Origin of the sequence: Seonamhaeicola sp. NFXS20, assembly GCF_049132085.1 — a bacterium.
In the GTDB taxonomy this organism is placed as follows: Bacteria; Bacteroidota; Bacteroidia; order Flavobacteriales; family Flavobacteriaceae; genus Seonamhaeicola.
Genome location: NZ_JAFMPU010000001.1, coordinates 1 through 22,651, shown reverse-complemented (window position 1 = coordinate 22,651; position 22,651 = coordinate 1). Strand labels below are relative to the sequence as shown.

Annotated in this window: 24 protein-coding genes; 8 read left to right on the top strand and 16 right to left on the bottom strand. The window is 32.0% G+C overall.

Annotated features, from left to right (window positions below):
* Positions 1 to 17: 17 nt before the first annotated feature.
* The 12 genes from J1D01_RS00120 to hemA all read right to left on the bottom strand — a co-directional run bounded on the left by J1D01_RS00120 (position 18) and on the right by hemA (position 10,433).
* Positions 18 to 491, bottom strand: a complete 474-nt coding sequence (locus J1D01_RS00120; protein WP_372935425.1) for a methylated-DNA--[protein]-cysteine S-methyltransferase — start codon at positions 489 to 491, stop codon at positions 18 to 20.
* Positions 491 to 1,576, bottom strand: a complete 1,086-nt coding sequence (locus tag J1D01_RS00115) for a CNNM domain-containing protein (RefSeq protein WP_372935423.1) — start codon at positions 1,574 to 1,576, stop codon at positions 491 to 493. Before J1D01_RS00115 ends, J1D01_RS00120 begins: the two co-directional genes overlap by 1 nt.
* Before the next feature lie 96 nt (positions 1,577 to 1,672).
* Positions 1,673 to 2,656 (bottom strand): porphobilinogen synthase, encoded by a 984-nt coding sequence (gene hemB, locus J1D01_RS00110; RefSeq protein WP_421149441.1) that lies wholly within the window; start codon positions 2,654 to 2,656, stop codon positions 1,673 to 1,675.
* Positions 2,657 to 2,680: 24 nt separating this feature from the next.
* A complete protein-coding gene (locus tag J1D01_RS00105; protein ID WP_421149440.1) occupies positions 2,681 to 3,040 on the bottom strand; it encodes a four helix bundle protein in 360 nt (119 codons plus the stop codon).
* Positions 3,041 to 3,071: 31 nt separating this feature from the next.
* The gene (gene hemF, locus J1D01_RS00100) at positions 3,072 to 3,977 is read right to left on the bottom strand and encodes an oxygen-dependent coproporphyrinogen oxidase (protein ID WP_372935417.1); all 906 of its coding nucleotides are present in this window, start codon (positions 3,975 to 3,977) and stop codon (positions 3,072 to 3,074) included.
* Positions 3,977 to 4,660 carry a hypothetical protein gene (locus J1D01_RS00095; protein WP_421149439.1) on the bottom strand — a complete coding sequence of 228 codons (684 nt, stop codon included), beginning with the start codon at positions 4,658 to 4,660 and terminating at the stop codon, positions 3,977 to 3,979. Before J1D01_RS00095 ends, hemF begins: the two co-directional genes overlap by 1 nt.
* Positions 4,661 to 4,667: 7 nt before the next feature.
* Positions 4,668 to 5,204 (bottom strand): GNAT family N-acetyltransferase, encoded by a 537-nt coding sequence (locus J1D01_RS00090; protein WP_372935413.1) that lies wholly within the window; start codon positions 5,202 to 5,204, stop codon positions 4,668 to 4,670.
* Positions 5,194 to 5,952, bottom strand: coding sequence for an EI24 domain-containing protein (locus tag J1D01_RS00085; RefSeq protein WP_372935411.1), 759 nt, complete (start codon positions 5,950 to 5,952; stop codon positions 5,194 to 5,196). The genes J1D01_RS00090 and J1D01_RS00085 overlap by 11 nt, the downstream gene beginning before the upstream one ends.
* 152 nt (positions 5,953 to 6,104) lie before the next feature.
* Complete coding sequence (gene hemE, locus J1D01_RS00080) at positions 6,105 to 7,130, bottom strand: uroporphyrinogen decarboxylase (protein WP_372935408.1); 1,026 nt, start codon at positions 7,128 to 7,130, stop codon at positions 6,105 to 6,107.
* Positions 7,131 to 7,163: 33 nt separating this feature from the next.
* On the bottom strand, positions 7,164 to 7,529 hold the full coding sequence (locus J1D01_RS00075) for a four helix bundle protein (RefSeq protein ID WP_372935406.1): 366 nt from the start codon (positions 7,527 to 7,529) through the stop codon (positions 7,164 to 7,166).
* Positions 7,530 to 7,597: 68 nt separating this feature from the next.
* On the bottom strand, positions 7,598 to 9,175 hold the full coding sequence (hemC, locus tag J1D01_RS00070; RefSeq protein ID WP_372935404.1) for a hydroxymethylbilane synthase: 1,578 nt from the start codon (positions 9,173 to 9,175) through the stop codon (positions 7,598 to 7,600).
* Complete coding sequence (gene hemA, locus J1D01_RS00065) at positions 9,168 to 10,433, bottom strand: glutamyl-tRNA reductase (RefSeq protein WP_372935402.1); 1,266 nt, start codon at positions 10,431 to 10,433, stop codon at positions 9,168 to 9,170. Before hemA ends, hemC begins: the two co-directional genes overlap by 8 nt.
* A gap of 190 nt (positions 10,434 to 10,623) precedes the next feature.
* Between hemA and J1D01_RS00060 the strand changes: the two genes are divergently transcribed.
* From J1D01_RS00060 to J1D01_RS00030, 7 genes are all read left to right on the top strand, one after another.
* The gene (locus tag J1D01_RS00060; protein ID WP_421149438.1) at positions 10,624 to 11,520 is read left to right on the top strand and encodes a helix-turn-helix transcriptional regulator; all 897 of its coding nucleotides are present in this window, start codon (positions 10,624 to 10,626) and stop codon (positions 11,518 to 11,520) included.
* Positions 11,521 to 11,607: 87 nt separating this feature from the next.
* The gene (locus J1D01_RS00055) at positions 11,608 to 11,769 is read left to right on the top strand and encodes a hypothetical protein (protein WP_372935398.1); all 162 of its coding nucleotides are present in this window, start codon (positions 11,608 to 11,610) and stop codon (positions 11,767 to 11,769) included.
* Positions 11,770 to 11,829: 60 nt separating this feature from the next.
* A complete protein-coding gene (gene hemH, locus J1D01_RS00050) occupies positions 11,830 to 12,849 on the top strand; it encodes a ferrochelatase (RefSeq protein ID WP_372935396.1) in 1,020 nt (339 codons plus the stop codon).
* A 15-nt stretch (positions 12,850 to 12,864) separates the two neighbouring features.
* The gene (locus tag J1D01_RS00045) at positions 12,865 to 14,217 is read left to right on the top strand and encodes an MATE family efflux transporter (protein WP_421149437.1); all 1,353 of its coding nucleotides are present in this window, start codon (positions 12,865 to 12,867) and stop codon (positions 14,215 to 14,217) included.
* A gap of 2 nt (positions 14,218 to 14,219) precedes the next feature.
* Positions 14,220 to 14,768: a CopD family protein gene (locus J1D01_RS00040; protein WP_076699033.1), complete on the top strand. Its 549-nt coding sequence runs from the start codon at positions 14,220 to 14,222 to the stop codon at positions 14,766 to 14,768.
* Positions 14,769 to 14,944: 176 nt separating this feature from the next.
* Positions 14,945 to 16,429: a sensor histidine kinase gene (locus tag J1D01_RS00035; protein WP_372935392.1), complete on the top strand. Its 1,485-nt coding sequence runs from the start codon at positions 14,945 to 14,947 to the stop codon at positions 16,427 to 16,429.
* A gap of 58 nt (positions 16,430 to 16,487) precedes the next feature.
* Positions 16,488 to 17,270, top strand: coding sequence for an enoyl-CoA hydratase/isomerase family protein (locus J1D01_RS00030; protein ID WP_421149436.1), 783 nt, complete (start codon positions 16,488 to 16,490; stop codon positions 17,268 to 17,270).
* 178 nt (positions 17,271 to 17,448) lie between these two features.
* Here J1D01_RS00030 and J1D01_RS00025 read toward each other — a convergent pair whose 3' ends face one another.
* Positions 17,449 to 18,135, bottom strand: coding sequence for a hypothetical protein (locus tag J1D01_RS00025; protein WP_421149435.1), 687 nt, complete (start codon positions 18,133 to 18,135; stop codon positions 17,449 to 17,451).
* A gap of 191 nt (positions 18,136 to 18,326) precedes the next feature.
* Between J1D01_RS00025 and J1D01_RS00020 the strand changes: the two genes are divergently transcribed.
* Positions 18,327 to 19,400 (top strand): PA0069 family radical SAM protein, encoded by a 1,074-nt coding sequence (locus J1D01_RS00020; protein WP_421149434.1) that lies wholly within the window; start codon positions 18,327 to 18,329, stop codon positions 19,398 to 19,400.
* A 269-nt stretch (positions 19,401 to 19,669) separates the two neighbouring features.
* On the opposite strand, the gene J1D01_RS00015 is transcribed toward J1D01_RS00020, so the two are convergent.
* The 3 genes from J1D01_RS00015 to J1D01_RS00005 all read right to left on the bottom strand — a co-directional run bounded on the left by J1D01_RS00015 (position 19,670) and on the right by J1D01_RS00005 (position 22,128).
* Complete coding sequence (locus J1D01_RS00015; RefSeq protein WP_372937962.1) at positions 19,670 to 20,269, bottom strand: hypothetical protein; 600 nt, start codon at positions 20,267 to 20,269, stop codon at positions 19,670 to 19,672.
* 337 nt (positions 20,270 to 20,606) lie between these two features.
* On the bottom strand, positions 20,607 to 21,206 hold the full coding sequence (locus tag J1D01_RS00010) for a hypothetical protein (protein WP_372937961.1): 600 nt from the start codon (positions 21,204 to 21,206) through the stop codon (positions 20,607 to 20,609).
* Between the two features lie 337 nt (positions 21,207 to 21,543).
* The gene (locus tag J1D01_RS00005) at positions 21,544 to 22,128 is read right to left on the bottom strand and encodes a hypothetical protein (protein WP_421149433.1); all 585 of its coding nucleotides are present in this window, start codon (positions 22,126 to 22,128) and stop codon (positions 21,544 to 21,546) included.
* Positions 22,129 to 22,651 lie beyond the last annotated feature (523 nt).

Below are 22,651 nucleotides of genomic sequence, written 5' to 3'. Positions count from 1 at the left end.
CTATACTTTAAGAAATATTAAAAAAGAGATTGTTGCTTGTATGGGCTTTCATGTTCTAGCAGCCACTTTTTGCGGTGTAAACCACCTGCGTAACCAGTTAAGCTTCCATCAGAACCAATTACACGGTGACAGGGGATGATAATCCAAATTGGATTTTTACCATTGGCATTAGCTACGGCTCTAATGGCTTTTATATCTCCTAATTGTTTTGATAGTTCTAAGTATGATTGTGTTTTTCCGTATGGAATTTGCTCTAGTTGCTTCCATACTTTCTTTTGAAAATTGGTTCCTTGCGGATTGAGTTTTAGTTGGAATTGTTTTCGTGAACCTTCAAAATATTCTTGTAATTGAATAATACAATCTTCTAACTCAATGGGAATAATATCTGTAATTTTTTCTTCGGAATTTAATACGGTTACAGATTGTATGCCCTCATCATCACCAGTTATTTTGGTAAAACCTAATGGCGATTTAATAATGCAAGATTCCATTATTCTTTGGGGTTGTCTTCTTCTATAATACCAAGCTTTTTGGCTCGGGCTTCCCAACTTTTTCTAGCTAAATGTTGTAAGTCAGATACGTTATCGCTCTCGTCCATAATTTCTAAACCAAGAAGTGTTTCTATAACATCTTCCATTGTTACTAAGCCGCTAACAGAACCGTATTCATCTACTACTAAAGCCATATGATTTCTGCTTTCAACTAGTTTTTCAAATAGTGTAGGAATAGCTAAACTTCTGTTTACAACTATGATGTTTCGCTTTATTTCTGACAACTTTTTGCTATTGTTGTCTAAAGCCATTTCTTTAAAAATTTCATCTTTTAAAACCAAGCCAGAAATATTGTCTGAATCATTTGTATAAACAGGAATTCTGGAAAAGCGAATGTTTAAATTTCTTTTAAAAAAATCTTCTATAGTGGTGTCTTCATCTTCAGTTTTCATAACCGTTCTTGGGGTCATGATATCTTTTGCTTTAACTTCTTTAAAAGTTAATAGGTTTTTAATGACCTTGCTTTCAGATTCTTTAAAAACACCTTCTTCATGTGCAATTTCGGTCATAGCCATAAACCCTTCTCTGCTTAATACACTACCATGACCTTTTCCGCCTATAAGTTTAGTAGTAAGCTGTAGGAACCATAAAATACCCGTCCATTTTAAAGGGAAAATCATGATGACTAATGCTTTTGAAGCAAAATTAGATAGTCCTTTCCAATAGGTAGCTCCAATGGTTTTAGGTATAATTTCTGAAGCTACTAAAATTAAGAATGTCATAATAGCCGATACAATACCAACGGTATTAATACCCCAAAGTTCAATTTTATAAGGTAATTTTTCGGCTTCAATGCCAACCATCATAGCACCTAAAGTGTGTGCAATAGTATTTAGGGTAAGTATAGCAATAAGTGGTTTATCTACATCTTTTTTTAATTCTTCTAATGTTAAAGCGTAGTCTTTTCCTTCTTGTTTTTTTACATTAATAAATGTTGGTGTAACACTAAGCAAAACAGCTTCTAGTATGGAGCATAAAAAAGAAAAGAAAATTGAAATTGTTGCCCAAAAAAATAGTGCGCTCATTAAATAGGTTTTAATTAAAGGCTAATTTACGAAATCAATTTAACAACATCTTTAGTAACCCTTCAACTTTGCTCAGGGAGACAATGAAAATTTGAATTATTGAATTAACTTAACTACATCTTTTGCAAAATAGGAGGTTATAATATCTGCTCCAGCACGTTTAAAAGCCATAGTAGTTTCCATCATAACTTGATCATGGTTTAGCCAGCCTTTTTCGGCAGCAGCCTTAATCATGGCATATTCACCAGAGACTTGGTAAACTGCAACAGGAACATTTACTTCATTTTTAATTTCTCTTAAAATATCTAAATAAGAAAGTCCTGGTTTTACCATAACAATATCAGCACCTTCTTCAATATCAATTAAAGTTTCACGAACAGCTTCTAATCTGTTACCAAAATCCATTTGGTAGGTTTTTTTGTCTTTAGGAACATTTACTAAATCAACAGGTGCAGAATCTAGCGCATCACGAAACGGCCCATAAAACGACGAGGCATATTTGGCGGTATATGCCATAATACCTGTATTTTTAAAACCTTCGTTTTCTAGTAATTGTCTAATTTGTAGCGTTCTTCCATCATTCATATCACTTGGTGCAACAAAATCAGCTCCAGCTTGAGCGTGCGTTAATGCCATTTTTGCTAAAACTTCAGCAGATTCATCGTTGATAATCATGCCGTTTTGTACAATACCGTCATGACCAACAGATGAATAGGGGTCTAGCGCCACATCGGTCATAACCAACATGTCTGGGCATGCATTTTTTACCGTTTTTATGGCGCGTTGCATGAGTCCGTTTGGGTTTATAGCTTCGGTACCTTTATTGTCTTTTAAATTATCGGGTACTTTTACAAAAAGAAGTACGGCTTTTAAACCTAAACTCCATAATTCTTTTACCTCTTTTTCTAATAAATCTAAACTATAACGAAAGTAGTTAGGCATTGATGGAATTTCATCTTTAACACCTTTGCCTTCTACTACAAAAAGTGGTACTAAAAAATCGTTTGGAGTTATTGCGGTTTCACGTACTAACGAGCGAATGGATTCGTTGGTTCTTAATCTTCTGTTTCTTTTTAACATAGTTATAAGTTTAAAGCCTTAAGTTTAAAGGGTTTTTTTAATAGTTCTTATTAATGCGAAAAGCATTTTCTTAATTACATCAATCTCTTTAAGTAGTTTCTCAGATTCTTTTTTTGAAATAAAATTTAATTCGGTTGAAACTAAAATTAAATATTCTAATTCATGAGCTGAACCTGACGAAATATAAAGAAATCTTGCTAATTCTTTTTGAGTTTCTCGTCCACAACCTTCAACTATATTTGTTGGAATAGACAAACAAACTCTATTGATTTGTGATACAAGGTTAAACTGTTCAGATTTAGGAAATGTATTAGTTATGTGATATATGGCGATGACAAGTTTATGAGATTTTTGCCATACTTTATAATTTTTATAATCTACCATTTGCTTATAACTTTTAACATAGAGCTTTTAACTAAGAAACCCAATCTACAGGGGTTTTTAAAACGTCTAATAATTTTTCTTCTTCGCTTCCTTCATCTGGATGATGGTCATACACCCATTGTACATGTGGTGGTAAACTCATTAAAATACTTTCAATGCGTCCGTTTGTTTTTAAACCAAAAAGCGTCCCTTTATCATGCACTAAATTAAACTCTACATACCGACCTCTACGGATTTCCTGCCAGTTTCTTTGTGTTTCAGTATAAGGTAAATCTTTGCGTTTTTCTACTATTGGTACATAGGCATCAAGGAAACTATTACCAACTTCGGTCACAAAATTATACCAATTTTCCATGGTCATACTCTCTGAGGCTTTACAATAATCGAAAAACAAGCCGCCAATGCCTCTGGCTTCATTACGGTGTGTGTTGTAAAAATACTCATCGCAGCGCGCTTTGTATTTAGGATAAAATTCTGCATTGTGTTTATCGCAAGCTGTTTTACATGTTTGATGGAAATGTTTAGCATCTTCTTCAAATAAATAATATGGGGTTAAGTCTTGTCCGCCACCAAACCATTGGTCAACAATGTTTCCATCTTTATCATACATTTCAAAATACCGCCAGTTGGCATGAACCGTTGGTACCATAGGGTTTTTGGGGTGCAACACTAAACTTAAGCCACAGGCGAAAAAATTGGCATCTTTCACACCAAAATATTTCTGCATTGAATCTGGAAGTTTACCATGAACTCCAGAAATGTTTACACCACCTTTTTCAAACACATTTCCGTTTTGGATAACGCGTGTGCGTCCGCCGCCACCTTCTGGTCGTTTCCAAAGATCTTCTTGAAATTTGGCTTTACCGTCTATAGCTTCTAACTTAGAAGTAATGGTGTTTTGTAAATCTTGTATGTATTGATAGAATTTATTTTTCATTATCTAAAACGTTCTTTGTTTTTAAAAGCTTTATAAGGGTTTAAACTTTTTATTGTTTTTAATTTTTTAACGGTTTGTTGTGGCGGTTTTTTATTTAAAAAATAGGCTTCAACTAAAGAAAGACCAATGTAATATAAAAAACCAAAGCACATGGTAACATGTGGCTTTTCTATAAACTCTCCACTGGCATCTATGTTTTCAAAAAAGTTGGTATTGTTTAAAAATTCGGTTGTTAAACCTAGTTTAGGTATAAGTGATTGAAAAATTAAAACAACAAAAATTAAAACAAAATAAACCATCATTGATATAATGGCATTAAATAGAATTCTTCCTTTTACATGTGATGATACATCGGAAAAGGCAAATCGCATACGATTAAAAACAACAATACAATAGAGTATTAAAATAGAATTATCGTTGGTAAAACTATTAAATACTAAAGCAAAAAGTCCATATAAGGGCACAAATACAAAAAGTGAGATTTTTTTAGGCATTGCAGCCATAAAAATGCCAGAGTGTACCATAACAAACTCAAAAATCATGAGTCCTATAAATGATGTGATTTTATCAACATCAAAAGGAGTGGGTTGGTACCAAAGCGTAAGAAATTGATATGCCATTAATAAGTTTAAGGCTAAAGCACCAAATTGAAATGGTTTATCGTATTTTTCAATAATATTCATTTGTAGTTTAGGGCTTGTATAATTCGTAAAGTTCCATATTTAAAGGTACTTCATTTGGTGGTATATATTCTTTTTCTAAAGTTTTTACCCAAGTGAAATTACAATTTTTAGCAACTCTAATACTACCTAAATTGCTATTGTGAACTATAATTTGAAGTGTTTTGATGTTTAGGTTTTTAAAAGCAAATTGAGATAAATAATTTATCGATTTTGTAATGATGCCTTTGCCTTCAAAATTATAGTCTATAGCATAGGCAAACTCCCCTTGTTTAGATTTCCAATCAATTTCTTTTAAATAAATAAGCCCGATTATTTTGTTAGAATCTTTTGGTTTTATGGTAAATAAAAATTCTTCTTTGTTTTCAAACTCTTTAACTTTTTTACCAACAAAGAGCTTTGAAAGCTCTGGATTTAAATTTTGTGCTAAAGTTTTTGGGAAATAACGTTTTAATCGGTCTTCGTTTGCTGCTACGAAATTGCAAATGCCCCAAGAGTCTTTAGTTTGAATGGGTTCTATTTTAAATTTATTAGAATTAAACAACATGCTGAGGTTTGTTTTCTGCGTTTAAAGTTTCTACCGTTTTTACAGAAGCAGCAGTAACAGATAGAGGTAATACTAAAATAACACCAACTACGGGGATTAATAAAAGCAATAGAAAAATAATACCATTACCAATAGCAAGTCCACGACGTTGCCTAACAAATTGAAGACTTTTTTTATACTGAAAATGGCGTTCTAGGGTATAGTCCATATTACCAAAACCAGCATAATAAGCTTGTACCATAAACAATAAAATAGTAGAAAATATATTTATTATTGGAATAAACTTTAGTAGTAAAATAGGAATGGTTAAAAGCAGCTCCATAAATAAATTTCTAACATTTATTCTAACACCACGCCAAAGTTGTTGCATAAACGATGTGTTTCTATGTGAGTGAGGTTTAGTGCCTGTTAAATGAGCTTCAATTTTTTCTGAAACGGGGCTCATAAAAGGTGCAGAAAGCGCCATAATGATATGTTTAAACAAAATAAGCCCAATGGCTACTACAATTAAACCGCCAATAAAATTACTAATGGTGGCAAAGGTTTCATGACCCCAATCCCAAATCCATATTTTAGCAATAAAGCCACCAATATTATCTGATAGGGCATAGGCAGAACCAAAAATAGCTATAGCTGTTATAATGCTAATTAGCATAGGAACTGCGAAGTACTTCCAAAGTTTAAGTTTTGAAATTAAACCAAAAGCACCAAAATAGGCTTTTATTCCAGAAATGATGTTTTTAATCATAACGTTACTATTGCGTTAGGGATTGAGGCATTTGTTGAAGCTCCCCGACGTAGGAGGGAGCGACTGCCGAAAGCCCGACCTACTTTTTACAGCAATTAGTTGGTTTTTAAGACCTAATGTTACATTAAAAAGTAGGTAACGCCCAAAATATTTTAATTTCCGTATTCTTTTACGGCATCTATAAAGGCTTTGGCATGATCTACAGGGATGTTTGGTAGAATGCCATGACCTAGGTTTACAATGTATTTATCTTTACCAAAAGCATCAATCATTTGGTGTACCATACGTTTAATATCTGTTGGTGGCGACAAGAGGCGTGACGGGTCGAAATTACCTTGTAAAGTAATGTTACCACCGGTTAAATATCTTGCGTTTTGTGGTGAGCAGGTCCAATCTACTCCAAGAGCTGCGGCGTTACTTTTTGACATTTCATTAAGGGCAAACCAGCACCCTTTACCAAAAGCAATTACGGGAGCATCGTCTTTTAGCGCTTCTATAATTTGATTGATATATTGCCACGAAAATTCCTGATAATCGGTAGGAGATAACATGCCTCCCCAAGAATCGAACACCTGTACTGCATTAACGCCAGCTTTTACTTTTTCCTTTAGGTAGGCAATGGTAGTATCGGTGATTTTTTGAAGCATTTGGTGAGCTGCAATGGGGTTTGTAAAGCAAAATTCTTTAGCTTTATCAAAGGTTTTACTACCTTGTCCTTGCACGCAATAACACAAGATAGTCCACGGAGAGCCTGCAAAACCAATTAGAGGAATGTCATTGTTTAGCAATTCCTTAGTGGCTTTTATGGCTTGATAAACGTAATCTAGTTCTACAGTAACATCTGGTACAATTACGTTGTCTACATCTTTTTGGGTACGCACTGGGTTGGGTAAGTATGGGCCAAAATTAGGTTTCATTTGTACCTCAATGTTCATAGCTTGCGGAATTACCAAAATATCACTAAATAAAATAGCGGCATCCATACCAAATCTACGAATGGGTTGTACGGTAATTTCACTTGCTAATTCTGGTGTACGGCAACGTGTAAAGAAATCGTACTTCTCACGAATGGCTATAAACTCTGGTAAATAGCGTCCTGCTTGACGCATCATCCACACGGGCGGACGGTTTACGGTTTCACCTTTTAATGCTTTTAAAAATAAATCGTTTTTTATCATGTTAGCTTTTGGCTTTTGGCTCTTAGCAGTTAGCTAAAAAGTATTACTGTTTTTAATTTTTCTTATTAAGCTATTTATCATTTTTGCTTCTTTATTAATGAGACTAAAAATGATTTCAAGATCTTTTTCTTCTATAAATTCTAATTCTTTTGAAATAATTAATTGGGTTTCTACTTCGAAAAGAGAACCTATTGCAATTTCTAAAAAGCGTTTAAATTCAATTTCACTATTTCTGCTACAACCTTCCGCAATATTTGAAGGTATAGAAACACAAGTTCTTGTGATTTGACTCTTTAAACCAAATTTTTCTTCAGAAGGAAGTTTATCAGATAACTGATAGACCTGCTTTACAAGTTCTATTCCATTTTTCCAAATATCTAATTTTTTAAAATCTCTCATATAGTTATTATAATAGCCTTTAACTATAGGATGTATGGAGCCAAAAGCTAAAGGTGAATGGCAAATGGCTATAACACGTAGTGTTGATTTACCAACTCAATAACACTTTCTACCGTTGGCACTTTAGCAATTTTCACTTCTTTAAAATGTTTTTTGGCTTCTTTTGCAGTGGTTTCTCCTATGCAGAAAGCAATCACGTCTTTATCATTTTTTTGCTTATAACTCTTTACGGTAGAAGGACTGAAAAACATGACACTTTCAACAGAGTCATCAATCTTTACAGCGTCAAATTTGGTTTGATACGCTTCAACTTCGTTCACTTTAATGTTATTGGTTTCAAGTATACTTGGTAAATCATCAAGTCTTAAATTACTGCAAAGGTATGTGACTTTGGTGCCTTCCATATATTCTACTAAATAGTTGGCTAAGGCTTTAGCATTTTTTTCAGAATGGGTCACTTTACCAATTTTGTTCTCAATAAGGCGTTTGGTGCGCCTACCCACACAATAAATATTTTTAAACTGTAATTCTTCTGGAGAAAAATTCATTAACAACGCATCAACCGCATTTTTACTGGTAATTATTACGTTTTGTATTTTTTCTTTTATTAGTTGTTTGTGAATTCTGTTTGGATTCGTTTTTATAAAATCTGAACTTTTTACAGATACTTTTTCATTAAACAGTAAGCGCTGGCTTTCAGTTAAAGATTTAGTTGAATAGACGTTTGTTTGTTTGCCTTCATTTTTAATATCGTCCATTAAGCGTTTACCGCCACGTTCAATGATATAATTAGAAGCGTAAGTAGCAATATCATTGTGTTTTCCAAGCGGTTCAACCCTGGTAACTTCTATTTTTTTAGAACCATCTTTACTTAATAATACGCCTTTAAAGTGTACTTCTTCGTTTTTTATGTAGGCTAAGGCTCCAATAGGAGCGCTACAACCACCTTCTAATTTATTTAAAAAATCGCGCTCAATGGTGGTGCAAATTTCGGTTTCTTCGTGGTTAAGTATAGCGCAAGCTTCTTTAATAAAATTGTCTTCCTCTAAGGCGGTAACCATAATAGCTCCTTGTGCAGGTGCGGGAATCATCCAATCTAAATTGATGGCTTCATCGGGTCTAACACCTATACGTCCAATGCCTGCGGCGGCAAAAATAGCACCGTTCCAATTGTTGTTTTTTAACTTTTGAAGTCGTGAGTTTACGTTACCTCTTAAATCTACAACAGTGTGTGTTGGGTAGCGGTTAAGCCACTGTGCTTTTCGGCGCAAACTTCCGGTGGCAATAACAGCATTTTTAGCACCTAAAAACTCTTCATTATCTTTAAAAACAAGGGTATCTTTTACATTGCCTCTTTTTAAAACGGCTGCTTGTATAATGCCTTTTGGTAGTATAGTAGGAACATCTTTTAGTGAATGTACTGCAATATCAATGTCATGATTTAACATGGCAATGTCTAGGGTTCTGGTAAAAATGCCGGTAATTCCTAATTCGTATAGGGGTTTGTCTAATACTAAATCGCCTGTAGATTTTACAGGTACCAATTTGGTTTTATGCCCTTCTTTTTCTAGTAAACTTTGTACAATTTTGGCTTGCCATAGTGCTAATTCACTATCGCGCGTTCCAATTCTTATGATTTTAGACATTTGTTTTGTGAGGTTCTTCTAACTGAAATACTTTTTTTATCAGTTCTAAACTATCATCTGTAGATATATCATCATCTTTTAAATGATGCGCAAAATGATTGGTTATTTTTTGAATGATTTTATTGCTAATTATCTCTGCTTGCTCTTCGTTAAAGTTTGATAATTTTTTGCGTTGTGTATCTAATTCTGCTGATGCAAAATCTGTAAGTTTGTGTTTTAAAGCCTTTATGGTAGGTGCAAATTTTCTAGTTTCTAACCAGCTGTTAAATTCTGCTTTTACTTCTTCTATAATGGTTTCGGCTTCAGGGATATATGTTTTTCTTTTTTCTAAAGTTTCATCTGTTATTTGCGATAAATAATCTAAATGAACTAAAGTAACATTATTTAATTCTTGTACGTTTTCATCTACATTTTTAGGTATTGACAAATCTAGAATTAAAAGCGGTTTTTCAGATTGAATAATGTGTTTATCAATTGTAGGTCTGTGTGCACCTGTGGCAACAATTAAGATATCAGAATTACTAAGTTCTTCCTGCAAATTGGCGTAATCTTTAACTACTAAATTGAACTTGCCAGCAATTTTTTCGGCTTTATCTTTAGTTCTGTTAATTAAAGTAATGTGTTCGTTTTTGGTGTGTTTAACTAGGTTTTCACAAGTGTTTCTACCTATTTTACCAGTGCCAAAAAGCAAAATGTTTTTATTAGAAACATTTTCGATATTCTTTAATATATATTGGACAGAAGCAAAGGATACAGAGGTAGCACCAGATGACAGTTCGGTTTCGGTTTTAATGCGTTTGCTGGCTTGAATAACAGCATTAACCAAACGTTCTATGAACGGATTTAATAAATTGTTTTTCTTTGAAAGTATAGCGCTTGATTTAAGTTGACTTATAATTTCAAAATCACCAAGAATTTGACTGTCTAAACCAGAACCTACTTTAAACATGTGGCTAATAGCCTCTTTGTTTTTATATACGTAAGCAACTTTTTGAAATTCATCAACAGTACCTTCAGTATTATCACAAAGTAGTTTTATAAGTTGAAATGGGTGTTCTGCAAACCCGTAAATTTCTGTACGGTTACAGGTGGAAGTTACTAACAGGCTTTCAATTTCATTTGCTTTAGCTTGTTGTAATAATGTAAGTCTTGCGTCGTCACTTAAACTAAAATGACCACGTATTACAGCATCGGCTTTTTTATAACTCAAACCAATGGCGTAAAAATTTTTACTTCTTGAAATGTTATATCTGTGCATCTAGTACCTAACTACAGGTAGCAAAAATAGAATCCTCAAATTGAAAAAAATAACGCTAAAAGAACTTTTAGTGTCGTTACGAGTTTTTTAATAGAATTTCACATATAAAAAGTTTAAATGTTATACTTTTACAGTAAAATAGGCTGTTTTGAGCATTGTAATATAGAATGAATCTAAATAATATTAAAGAATGGACAAAGAAATTGATGTAAAAAGTATCGCTAAAAGTACTTTTCAAGAAACAAATGTTGATGAAGGTTTTCTAGTTTTAACTTTTAAAAACGAAAAAAGTGTCGCTCAAAGCGTTGCAAAAGAGATTGATAGTGATTATATACAATTTCATTTTTGTGTAAAAGGAGCCACAAAGTTTATGTTTAATCAAGGGCGTTATGCTTTAGATATTCATGAAGAAAGTTCTTTACTGCTTTATAATCCGCAAAGAGAACTTCCTATTAACCTTTATGTAGAACCAAAATCTTGGGTTGTTTCTATTTTAATATCTATTAAAAAATTTCACGGGTTGTTTTCATCAGAAGCCGATCATATCTCATTTTTAAATGATGATAACAAGGATAAAAAATATTATAAAGATGGTGTAATAACGCCATCAATGGCAATTGTGTTAAATCAACTCATCAATTACAGTTTAAATAGTTCTATAAAACACATTTATTTTAAAGGAAAAGCTTATGAGTTATTGAGTTTATACTTTAACAGAAGTGAAGATGCAGATATAGAACAATGTCCCTTTTTAGTTGATGAAGCTAATGTTATTAAAATAAGACAAGCAAAAGATATTATTGTGTCAAGAATGTCAGAGCCACCTAGTTTACAGGAGTTAGCAGATGAAATTGGACTTAGTTTAAAAAAGCTAAAAGAGGGCTTTAAACAAATTTATGGCGATTCTGTTTTTAGTTTTTTATTTGATTATAAAATGGAAGTAGCCCGTAAACTATTAGAGGCTGGAAATGATAATGTAAATGAAGTGGGGCTTAAAGTAGGCTACAGTACTGCCAGTCATTTTATTGCAGCCTTTAAAAAAAAGTATGGTACTACACCAAAAAAATATATAATGTCTTTAAGTTAAACCTTTTTGCAACATGTAAGTTTTTATTATTCAGCGTTTTTTTTATATTTTTGAGTGTAAGTATTGTTATCTTAAAACCCCAAAGCCATGAAATTTTTATCACCAGAAATTGAAGCATTGTATAAGCTTCATAATGGAATTACAAATAAAAAATCTTTAGTAAGGCAAAGTGCTTCCTGTGGAATTTTTCAAGAGTGTGATTATTCTGAAAAAAAAGCACCTACTTTTTATAAGAAAGTGCAAGACTAATCATAGTTTAAATTTATAGTTGTAGCTTTTTGTTAAGAATTTGTGTTGTATTTTTACAGCATGAAAAAAGGCATTTTACTTGTAAACTTGGGCTCACCAGATAGTCCAAGTCCGAAAGATGTAAAGAAATATTTAGGCGAGTTTTTAATGGATGAACGGGTTATAGATATCCCGTACACTGCCAGAGCGTTATTGGTTAGAGGCATTATTTTAAAAACACGTCCCAAAGCATCGGCAGCAGCCTATAAAAAAATATGGTGGGAAGAAGGTTCTCCGCTCATTGTAATATCAGAACGACTTCAAGATAAAATTCAAAAGCAAGTTGATGTTCCTGTGGCTTTGGCTATGCGTTACGGTAGTATGACCATATTAAAAGGTTTACAAGAATTGGTAGATAAAGGTGTAGAAGAGGTTTTACTGTTTCCTTTGTACCCCCAATTTGCTATGGCAACCACCGAAACTATTTTAGTAAAAGCAGAAGAACTTAAAGAAATGCATTTTCCTAATATAAAAATAGAATCGGTTCCAGCATTTTATAATAAACCAGATTATATTGAAGTACTTTCAAATTCAATAAAAAACCATTTAGAAGGTAAAAAATATGAACATTTGCTATTTTCATATCACGGTGTACCAGAGCGCCATATAAGAAAGAGCGATGTAACAAAATCCCATTGTAAAATAGATGGCAGTTGTTGTAAAACCCCAAGTAAAGCGCATGAGTTTTGTTACCGTCACCAATGTTTAGAGGTAACTAGATTGGTGGCAGAAAAATTAAAATTGAAAGAAGGCACATATTCAACATCATTTCAATCGCGTTTAGGTTTTGACCCATGGTTGCAGCCTTATACAGATAGAACCATAGAACGTTTAGGTAAACAAGGTGTAAAAAACATGGCTATTGTAACCCCTGCTTTTGTAAGTGATTGTCTTGAAACCTTAGAAGAAATTGCCATGGAAGGAAAAGAAATTTTTCATGAAATGGGCGGTAATGAGTTTACAACCATTCCTTGTTTGAATGATGATGATGCTTTTGTGAATTTACTCTCAAATTGGATTAATAATTGGGTAATAGCCTAAATGTAATTATTGTAAATGGCAAAAATACAATCTGAAGATTTAGGAGTATTACCAATAAATAAACTACTTGTTAGGCAAGCATTACCCGCTTCAATAGGCATTTTAGTAATGTCTCTTAATATTCTTGTAGATACAATTTTTGTAGGACATTGGATAGGTTCAACAGCCATTGCTGCTATAAATGTGGTACTTCCTGTAACATTTTTTATTGCGGCATTAGGCATGAGTATTGGTATTGGTGGTTCTTCAATAATATCAAGAGCTATGGGTGCTCATGATAAAGAGAAAGCTTTTTTAACATTTGGAAATCAAATTACGTTAACCCTACTTTTAACCATAACCTTAGTAATTTTTGGTTTGTGGTTTATAGACGATATAATTCCTCTATTTGGTGGTAAGGGAATTATTTTTGAACCTGCCAAAATATACTATCGTATTGTACTTTACGGAACTCCCATACTTGCAATGAGTATGGTTGGTAACAATGTAGCTCGTGCCGAAGGTAAACCTAAATTCTCTATGTATGCCATGATGATGCCTTCTGTAGGTAATTTAGTTTTAGACTATCTTTTTATAAATTTATTTGATTGGGGTATGCAAGGAGCCGCTTGGGCAACAACCATTTCTTACGGTTTTTCATTTCTCTATCTTTTATGGTTTTTCCTGTCAAAAAACTCAGAATTAAAAATAAATGTATCGCATTTTGGTTTAAACCTAAACCTTGTAAAAGAAATAGCATCACTTGGTTTTGTAACGCTTTCAAGACAAGCTGTAGTAAGCGTTACCTATTTACTCATGAATAATATTTTATTCAATTTAGGAGGTGCCACATCGGTTACGGCTTATGCCATTGTTGGCCGCATGTTAATGTTTGCTATGTTTCCTGTTTTAGGTGTTACACAAGGGTTTTTACCTATAGCAGGATTTAATTATGGTGCCAGAAATTATACTAGGGTAAGAAAAAGTATAAATACGGCCATAAAGTATGCTTCTATTTTAGCAACCATTGTGTTTTTATTTTTAATGATATTCCCTATATTCATTACAAAACTATTTACAACAGATGCAGAAGTAATAAGTCAAACACCAAGCGCAATGCGTTGGGTGTTTGCTGCAACACCAATAATTGCTATTCAGCTTATAGGATCTGCTTACTTTCAGGCCATAGGCAAAGCAAAATCGGCACTTTTATTAACATTAACTAGACAAGGCTTTTTCTTTATTCCATTAATTTTTCTTTTACCAAATTTTTATGGCGAGTTTGGGGTTTGGGTATCATTTCCTATAGCAGATGTGCTTTCTACCATTGTTACAGCATATTTTTTAAATAAAGAAATAAGAAAAAACCTTATATTGAGAACAGAATAATCATGGAATATTACAACTACATAAAATCATTTCATCTTATATTTGTAATTACCTGGTTTGCAGGTTTATTCTATATTCCCAGACTCTTTGTATATCAAATAGAAGCCTTTCATAAACCATCACCAGAAAAGGAAATTTTAGGAAAACAGCTAAAACTAATGGCAAAACGGTTGTGGTATATTATTACATGGCCATCTGCCATTTTGTGTACAATTTTTGCCATTTGGTTGCTTATAATTAACCCTTATTGGTTGCAACAACCCTGGATGCATGTAAAACTAGCTTTTGTTGTTTTACTATTTATTTATCACCTAATAACACATAAATACTACAAACAATTACAGAATGATGTGGTAAAAAAAACATCTAGTTATATGCGTATCTGGAATGAGGGTGCCACCTTTATCCTGTTTGCCGTTATCTTTTTAGTTATTTTAAAAAGCAGTATTAATTGGATTTGGGGTATTGTAGGCATGCTGGTTTTAGGGGTGCTAATTATGCTTGGGTTTAAAATTTACAAACGCATTCGTGAAAAAAATCCAGAGGCTTAAAATTATTGGGGTGTTACCCTATCGGGTCGGGCTTTCGTAAGTCGCTCTTTTCAAGGAGCTTCAACAATTACTCAATCCCTAACACAAAAAAACTCGTAAAAACAGGCATTTATTTTTTAAATCAGTCTTAGCTCTTTGGTTCGATTATTGCTATATTTAATGCATTAAAATTGTAAATGAAATTAAAAAAGCTCTCCTTACGTACCCGTATTTTTTTGGCAATGATAATGTTGGTGTTAATGGCATCGGTACTTATTTCGGCAGTAGCTATATATCAATATAAAGAACAGAGTGAAGATTATCATACAGCACGTTTAGTACGTAAAGAACAAAACATTAAAGCTCATATAAAGCGGTTTTTAAATGGCAGATATAATACCTGGGAAGTAAAAACCGAAAACCTTCCTCTAATTTTTAAAGATGAAATTTATAATATTGCCAACATTCATAAACTACAAATTAATTTATACGATTTAGAAGGCAATTTGCTAATATCATCAAAAGCAGGTTTGCAAAATAATATAGCAGCTCAATGTTTAAATGCAGAAATACTAAATTCAATATACAATACCATACAGCTAAACAATCTTTCTAATAATGCAGAACATAGGTTTGTAGATAAGCATAATGAAAACGGAGAAACATTTCAATCATCTTATTCTTTTATTACAGATAATAAATCTAAAGCCATAGCCATTATTAATCTACCTTATTTAGAGAAAGATGATTTTCTAACTAATGAACTTCAAGAGTTTTTAAAGCGTATTGGTTTCGCTTTTATGTTAGTATTGTTAATGGCTATTGCTATTGCCTACTGGTTATCAAAATTTATTACTAAATCATTACAAACTATTAGTGATAAAATTATTTCTACAAGACTAGAAAAACGCAATAAAAAAATTGAAATAGATGACACTAGCGAAGAGATATCAATTCTTGTAAATGCTTATAACAGCATGATAGATGAACTAGAAGATAGTGCTGTACAATTAGCAAGAAGTGAGCGCGAACAAGCCTGGAGAGAAATGGCTAAACAAGTGGCACACGAAATTAAAAATCCGTTAACCCCCATGAGGTTAACAGTACAAAATTTTCAAAGAAAGTTTGATCCTAATGATGAAAATATTCATTCTAAGTTAAATGAATATAGCAAAACACTCATACAGCAAATAGATACTATGAGTTCTATTGCATCGGCATTTTCAAACTTTGCTAAAATGCCAGCACAACAAAGAGAAACCCTTAATGTGGTTAAAATTGTTAAACTAGCGCTAGATATTTTTAATGAAGATTACATTGTATTTACCTCAGATTATGATGAAATTATAGCTAAATTTGACCGCACACAATTAATAAGAGTGGTTACCAATTTGGTAAAAAACAGTATTCAGGCAATGCCAGAAAATAGAACCCCAACCGTGGCAATTCATGTAACCACAAATAATGATAATGTAGTGCTAACTATTGCAGACAACGGTTCTGGAGTTTCAGAAGAAAATAAAGAGAAAGTTTTTGAGCCTAAATTTACCACCAAAACCAGTGGTATGGGACTTGGTTTAGCCATGGTAAAAAATATTGTAGAAACTTACAAAGGGTCTATAACTTTTGAGTCTGTAAAAAATAAAGGCACAACTTTTAAAGTTGTATTTCCAAAAGAATAACTATTTATTTTAGCTGCCACTACACCAAGTGATGGTTAAAACCTATAAAACATAAAAAATGAATTACAATAACTTAATAACCAACTATAACAACGGTATTACAACAATAACCATTAATAGGCCTAAAAAGTTAAATGCGTTAAATCAAGAAACTATAAAAGAGTTGCATAATGCATTTAAAGAAGCCAATTTAGATACTAATACTAAAGTTATTATTTTAACAGGAAGCGGTGAAAAGGCTTTTGTTGCTGGGGCAGACATTAGTGAGTTTGCAAACTTTAGTGTTGAAGAAGGTGAACATTTAGCAGCTAACGGACATAAAATTTTATTTGACTATATAGAAAATTTATCAACGCCTGTTATTGCTGCGGTAAATGGGTTTGCTTTAGGCGGCGGTTTAGAGTTAGCCATGGCTTGCCATTTTAGAGTAGCAAGTAATAATGCCAAAATGGGTTTGCCCGAAGTGTCTCTAGGGGTTATTCCTGGGTATGGTGGTACTCAACGTTTACCACAGTTAATTGGTAAAGGGCGCGCTTTAGAAATGATTATGACAGCCACTATGATAGATGCCAATAAAGCCCTAAGCTATGGTTTAGTAAACAATGTTACAGCCCAAGAAGAACTATTGCCTTTTTGCGAAACCATAGCCCAAAAAATAACTCAAAACTCCTCTGTGGCTATTGCAGAAGCTATAAAAGCGGTAAATGCTAACAGTAAAGATGGTGTTAACGGATTTGACGTAGAAATTAAAGGCTTTGGAAAATGCTTTGGAACCGAAGATTTTACCGAAGGTACTACGGCCTTTTTAGAAAAACGAAAAGCTGAGTTTCCAGGGAGGTAGGTTTTTGGGGAGCGTTAGAAGTGCAGACTGGAGGTATGCTCTTCTAACGGTTTGCAGTTAAGAAACGTGGAACTCGAAGCATTTTCCTGTCTAACTGTGATAAGGATAACTACGAAGAACGAACCTTCCAGAAATCACTGTTTGCCATGTGTTTTCTTAGGTGATGTTGTGAAACAGTTTATTTAATCAATGAATTATAGATGTCAAAATACTCTAGATGTTTCTTCTTACAAATAGGTTCCCAAATATATTTAGGGTTGCTTTGTTGCAAATTGTTATCAATTATATCCTGAATTACGATAATTTTCCTTTCTGGAGTAAGTTGTATGTGATATTCTCCTGATCTTATTTTATTTTTTTTGTCCAGAACATGTTGGTATTGACCAATTCCAAAAATTTTAGAGGCATTACTCATAGTTATGTGGCCTGTAATATTTTCATATCTTTTCTCTAATTCCCCGTTTTTTATCTTTATTGATACTCCTTTAAGTTTGAATTCGTTTCTTTTCTGTTCGAGTTTTATAACATAATGAGGGTCATTAGTGTCACTTGCAATTTTTGAAACATAATAACCATCATATTTACCATATCTTTTTTTATAGATACATGATTCTATTGTCCTTTTTCCTAACCAAATCATGATTGATAAAATAACTCCTATAAATCCACCAACTAGAGCCCAGAATAAATCATTAGTCATGAATTCTATAATTCGGTTCTCATCAGACTTATGAATAACAGATAAAATTTCATCTTGATTTTTTGATAAATGTAAGAGCAAACTGTCTATTTTAATTAAACCCGAATCTGATAGTATTTGATTCTTGATATTTAAATTCGACAGTATGGAATCAGTTTCATTCATGGTATAATTTTGCACACCTTAAAAATATGTACATCTTTTCAAAGATTTATATTCAACGTTAAACGAAATTAGTTAAATTTTCGTACAAATTCAAATTGTTAATAACCCATATGTTCTTTAACATTTTTGGGCTGAGATTCTTTGTAGTTTTATAAAGTCAGGTATTCCAAAAACTTTCTAATATTATTACTATGAACCCCAAATCTCCTTTAAAAGGGCGTGGTGCACAGCTAAACGTTCCAAATAAATTCTTAGAATTTAGTCAAGAAATACGCAATGATTTTCTAGAATATTGCCATAAAGAAGGAGAAAAAGCCGATAAGAATACCACCCGCTACTTAGAGGTATTTCCTAAAACCATAGTTAACAAAGTTAAAAGCCCCGATATAGGCATGATGTACAGCATGAACGCCTACCAAGGTTGTGAACATGGGTGTGTTTATTGTTATGCCCGTAACACACATGAATATTGGGGTTACAGTGCTGGCTTAGATTTTGAAAGGCGCATTTTGGTTAAAAAAGAGGCGCCTAAATTGTTAGAAAATTTAATAAAAAAGAAGCACTGGAAAGCGCACCCCATAGTTATGTCTGGTAATACAGATTGTTACCAACCTGCAGAACAAATTTATAGTATTACTAGGCAGTGTTTAGAGGTTTTTTTAAAGTACAAGCACCCTGTTGCTATAATTACAAAAAACGCATTAATTCTTAGAGATTTAGACATTTTAAAAGCCCTTGCTAAAGATGATTTAATAGGAGTTAATATTTCAATAACTTCATTATCAGAAAAAACAAGGCGTATTTTAGAACCTAGAACCGCTACTATAAAACGCCGATTGGAGACCGTAAAAACTTTATCAGATAACGGTATTCCTGTTAATGTAATGCTAGCACCCATTATTCCAGCAATTAATAGTCATGAAATTTTGCCATTAGCAAAAGCAGCTGCAGATTATGGAGCACTATCTGTGGCGCACACTATTGTTAGACTTAATGGTGCTATTGGTGAAATTTTTACAGATTGGATACAAAAAACAATGCCCGATAGGGCAGATAAAGTACTACACCAAATACAAAGTTGCCACGGAGGGAGTTTAAACGATAGTAGATTTGGAACCAGAATGCATGGTGAAGGGAAAATTGCAGATAACATAAATAGCTTAATGAAATTAGCCAAACAAAAGTATTTTAAACATAAAAAAATGCCCAAACTTAACTGCAATTTGCATGAGCAGTTTAAGGAAGGACAATTAAAATTATTTTGAAATACCTTTAAAAGTATAGACTAAATTTAAGCTTGATTTAGTTTTCTTCTTTTAGTAATACCCCAGTTAAAGTTTCTTAAAAAATTAAAAAAGTCTGTTGTATTTGTGATTTCATTTTTAGAATTAGAAATGTTTTTCTTTTGTATTTCTCTGTAATAATAAGTTGAGGAAATGAACATAGTATATTTTTTTGTGATTGGGTTTTTATTTGTTGTAACAAGAGTTTAGGTAAAATGGGTCTTTAAAACAAGACCCATTTTGCCAATAAACTAATTATTTATGTATTTGGTAAATTCTCTGTTGTTTGTATGAAATACAATTTTATATCTACCATTGCTCTCTAGTTTGTAAACTCTTTCAATGGTTTGAACACCTTTAATGGTTTCGCTATGTAACATGTCAGCACTACCATTGTTAAGTCCGTAAACTTTAATTTTTAAAGGCTCTAAGTTTGCAGCTAGTTGTGTAATGTAAACTAACCCATTTTCTTCTCTTACAAAAGGTTTAAAAATAGTAGTTTCTTTTTCTTTGTTAAAAGTTACTTCATTAGACTTTACGGTAAACGGAATGGTTTTAACTTCCATATCTTTCTCTAATTCAAAGAAGTAGCTTCCGTCTGGTAATACGGTTAAATCAAAACCTTTGGTGTAAACACCTGCTTGATTTATAACTTCTTTATATATAGTAATACCGTAGTTGTCTTTAATTGAAAGTAGGTTGCCCTCTTTTACATCAACAATAGTTAATGCGGTTCTTTTGAGATCTTTACCAATTTTATTGATAATGATTTCATTAGCGTATCCCATAACCGTAGCTAACATTGCTACCGTTAAGATTACTTTTTTAGTGTTTGTTAATACGTTTTTCATGATTTGGTGTTTTTAACGTTTTACACTACAAATATATGACAGGTTTTTAGTGTGTAAAACATTGATATTGACTAATTTATGTGCTAAATTATCCGTTAAATTTATGCTAAGTTTACGTTAAGTTAAAATACCATATTATAGGGTTAATACCATATATTTTTATAAAGTGCGGGTTTTTTAAAATTTTGATTTTTTACAATAAAAAAATTATAATCTGGAGCCAATTTCCATTGGTAAATAGAGTTGTAATTTTAGCAGAGAAACCTTGAAAAGTTTATGCAAAAAAAAGTGGGCCACCACAGCCCACTTTACCAACTAAACTAAATAAGACATTAAACTAATAATTAATGAATTTTGTAAATTCTCTGTTATTTGTATGAAAAACAATTTTATATTTTCCTTTTTCTATTTTGAAAACTCTTTCAATATTTTGAACACCTTCAATAGTTTCAGAATATAATAGATCTGAAGTGTTACCGTATAAACCATAAACACTAATTTCTAAAGGCTCAGAATCAGCAGCCAATTTAGTAATGTATACTAACCCGTTTTCTTCTTTAACAAAAGGTTTGAAAATAATATTTTCATTCTCTTTATTAAAAGTAACTTTGTTAGATTTTACAGTAAACGGAATTGTTTTAATGCTTATTTCTTTATCTAATTCAAAGAAATATTTTCCGTCAGGTAATTTGGTTAAATCAAAATAGTTAGAGTATATACCAGTTTGTTCTATAACTTCTTTATATAATGTAATACCGTAGTCATCTTTAATAGAAAGTAAATTACCTTCTGCTGCATCAGCAATGGTTAATTCTGTTCCTCTTAAGTCTTTATCAATTTTATTATTGATAACAATCTCATTTGCATAACCTATAACCGTAGCCATCATTGCTACCGTTAAGATTACTTTTTTAGTGTTTGTTAATACGTTTTTCATGATTTGGTGTTTTTAACGTTTTACACTACAAATATATGGTGGGTTTTTAGTGTGTAAAACATTGATATTGACTAATATGTGTGCTAAATTATCCATTAAATTAATGCTAAGTTTGTGTTAAGTTAAAATACCATATATTTGGGTTAATTACATATATTTTCATATAATGCGCTAGCTTTTTCAATTTCAATTTTATTTACAATTAAAATTATAACCTACACTTAATTGTAGTATGTAGTAGTGTTGTAAACTTTTAAGAAGAATACAGAAAAGTTTATGCAAAAAAAAGTGGGCCACCACAGCCCACTTTACCAACTAAACTAAATAAGACATTAAACTAATTATTAATGAATTTTATATACTCTTTATTATTTGAATTTAAAACTAATTTGTATTTGCCAGTTTTAAGTTTAAAAGCTCTTTCTATAACTTGCTTACCTTTAATTGTTTCGGTATGTAACAACTCATTTGTACCGTTATCACTGTATATGCTTATTTTTAAAGATTCGTAGTTTGGGGCAAATTTTGTGATTGTAACTAAATTGTTTTTTACAACAGCCACTGGTTTAAAAACAATAGTTTCTTCAGCTTTATTAAATGTTACTTTATTTTTAGTTACTGAAAATGGAATTGTTTTTATTTGAACATCTTTATCAAGTTCAAAAAAATAATCACCATTAGGAAGAGCAGATAAATCAAATCCTTTAGTATATACTCCAGATTTTTCAATTAACTCTTTATATAAAATAAGACCATTTACATCTTTAATAGTAAGTAAGTTTCCTTCTTTTACATTGTTAATTCTAAGATCAGTTTTTTTAACATCTTTAATAATGTTGTTTTCAGATGCATAACCTATAACCGTAGCTAATAATGCTACCATTAAGATTCCTTTTTTTGTGTTTACTATGATATTTCTCATGTTTTATTATTTCTTTTTCATTTACACTGCAAATTTATGGCGCATATACAATGTAGAAAACATGTGTATTTGCCAATTTATATGCTAAATTATCTGTTAAGTTAATGTTAAGAACTCTAAATGTTAATATAACATATAACAGCGTTAATAACACATATATTAATGCTAGTTTTGGTGAATAAGGTTTTTATAGAGTCAATCTCAAAAGTTGAGCCTTAGATTGTATAAATAGTTTATTTGCACCTAATAATATCAGAATTTACGTAATAATCTGTATAACTATTTTAGGACGGGTCAATATTTAAGTTTAATAACAGATGCTTATTCAAGAAAAATAATGGGTTACAGCTTTAGGATGGATTTAACAGCACAAGGTTGTATAGATGCCTTAAAAAAGGCTTTAAACAATAAAGCTTATCAAGAATCAATGATACATCATTCCGTATTCTATGATTAAAACAAATTAAATTTAATATTTTTTTATGAAGCAAACTTCATTGTGTCCACGTATGGAGTTTGTCTT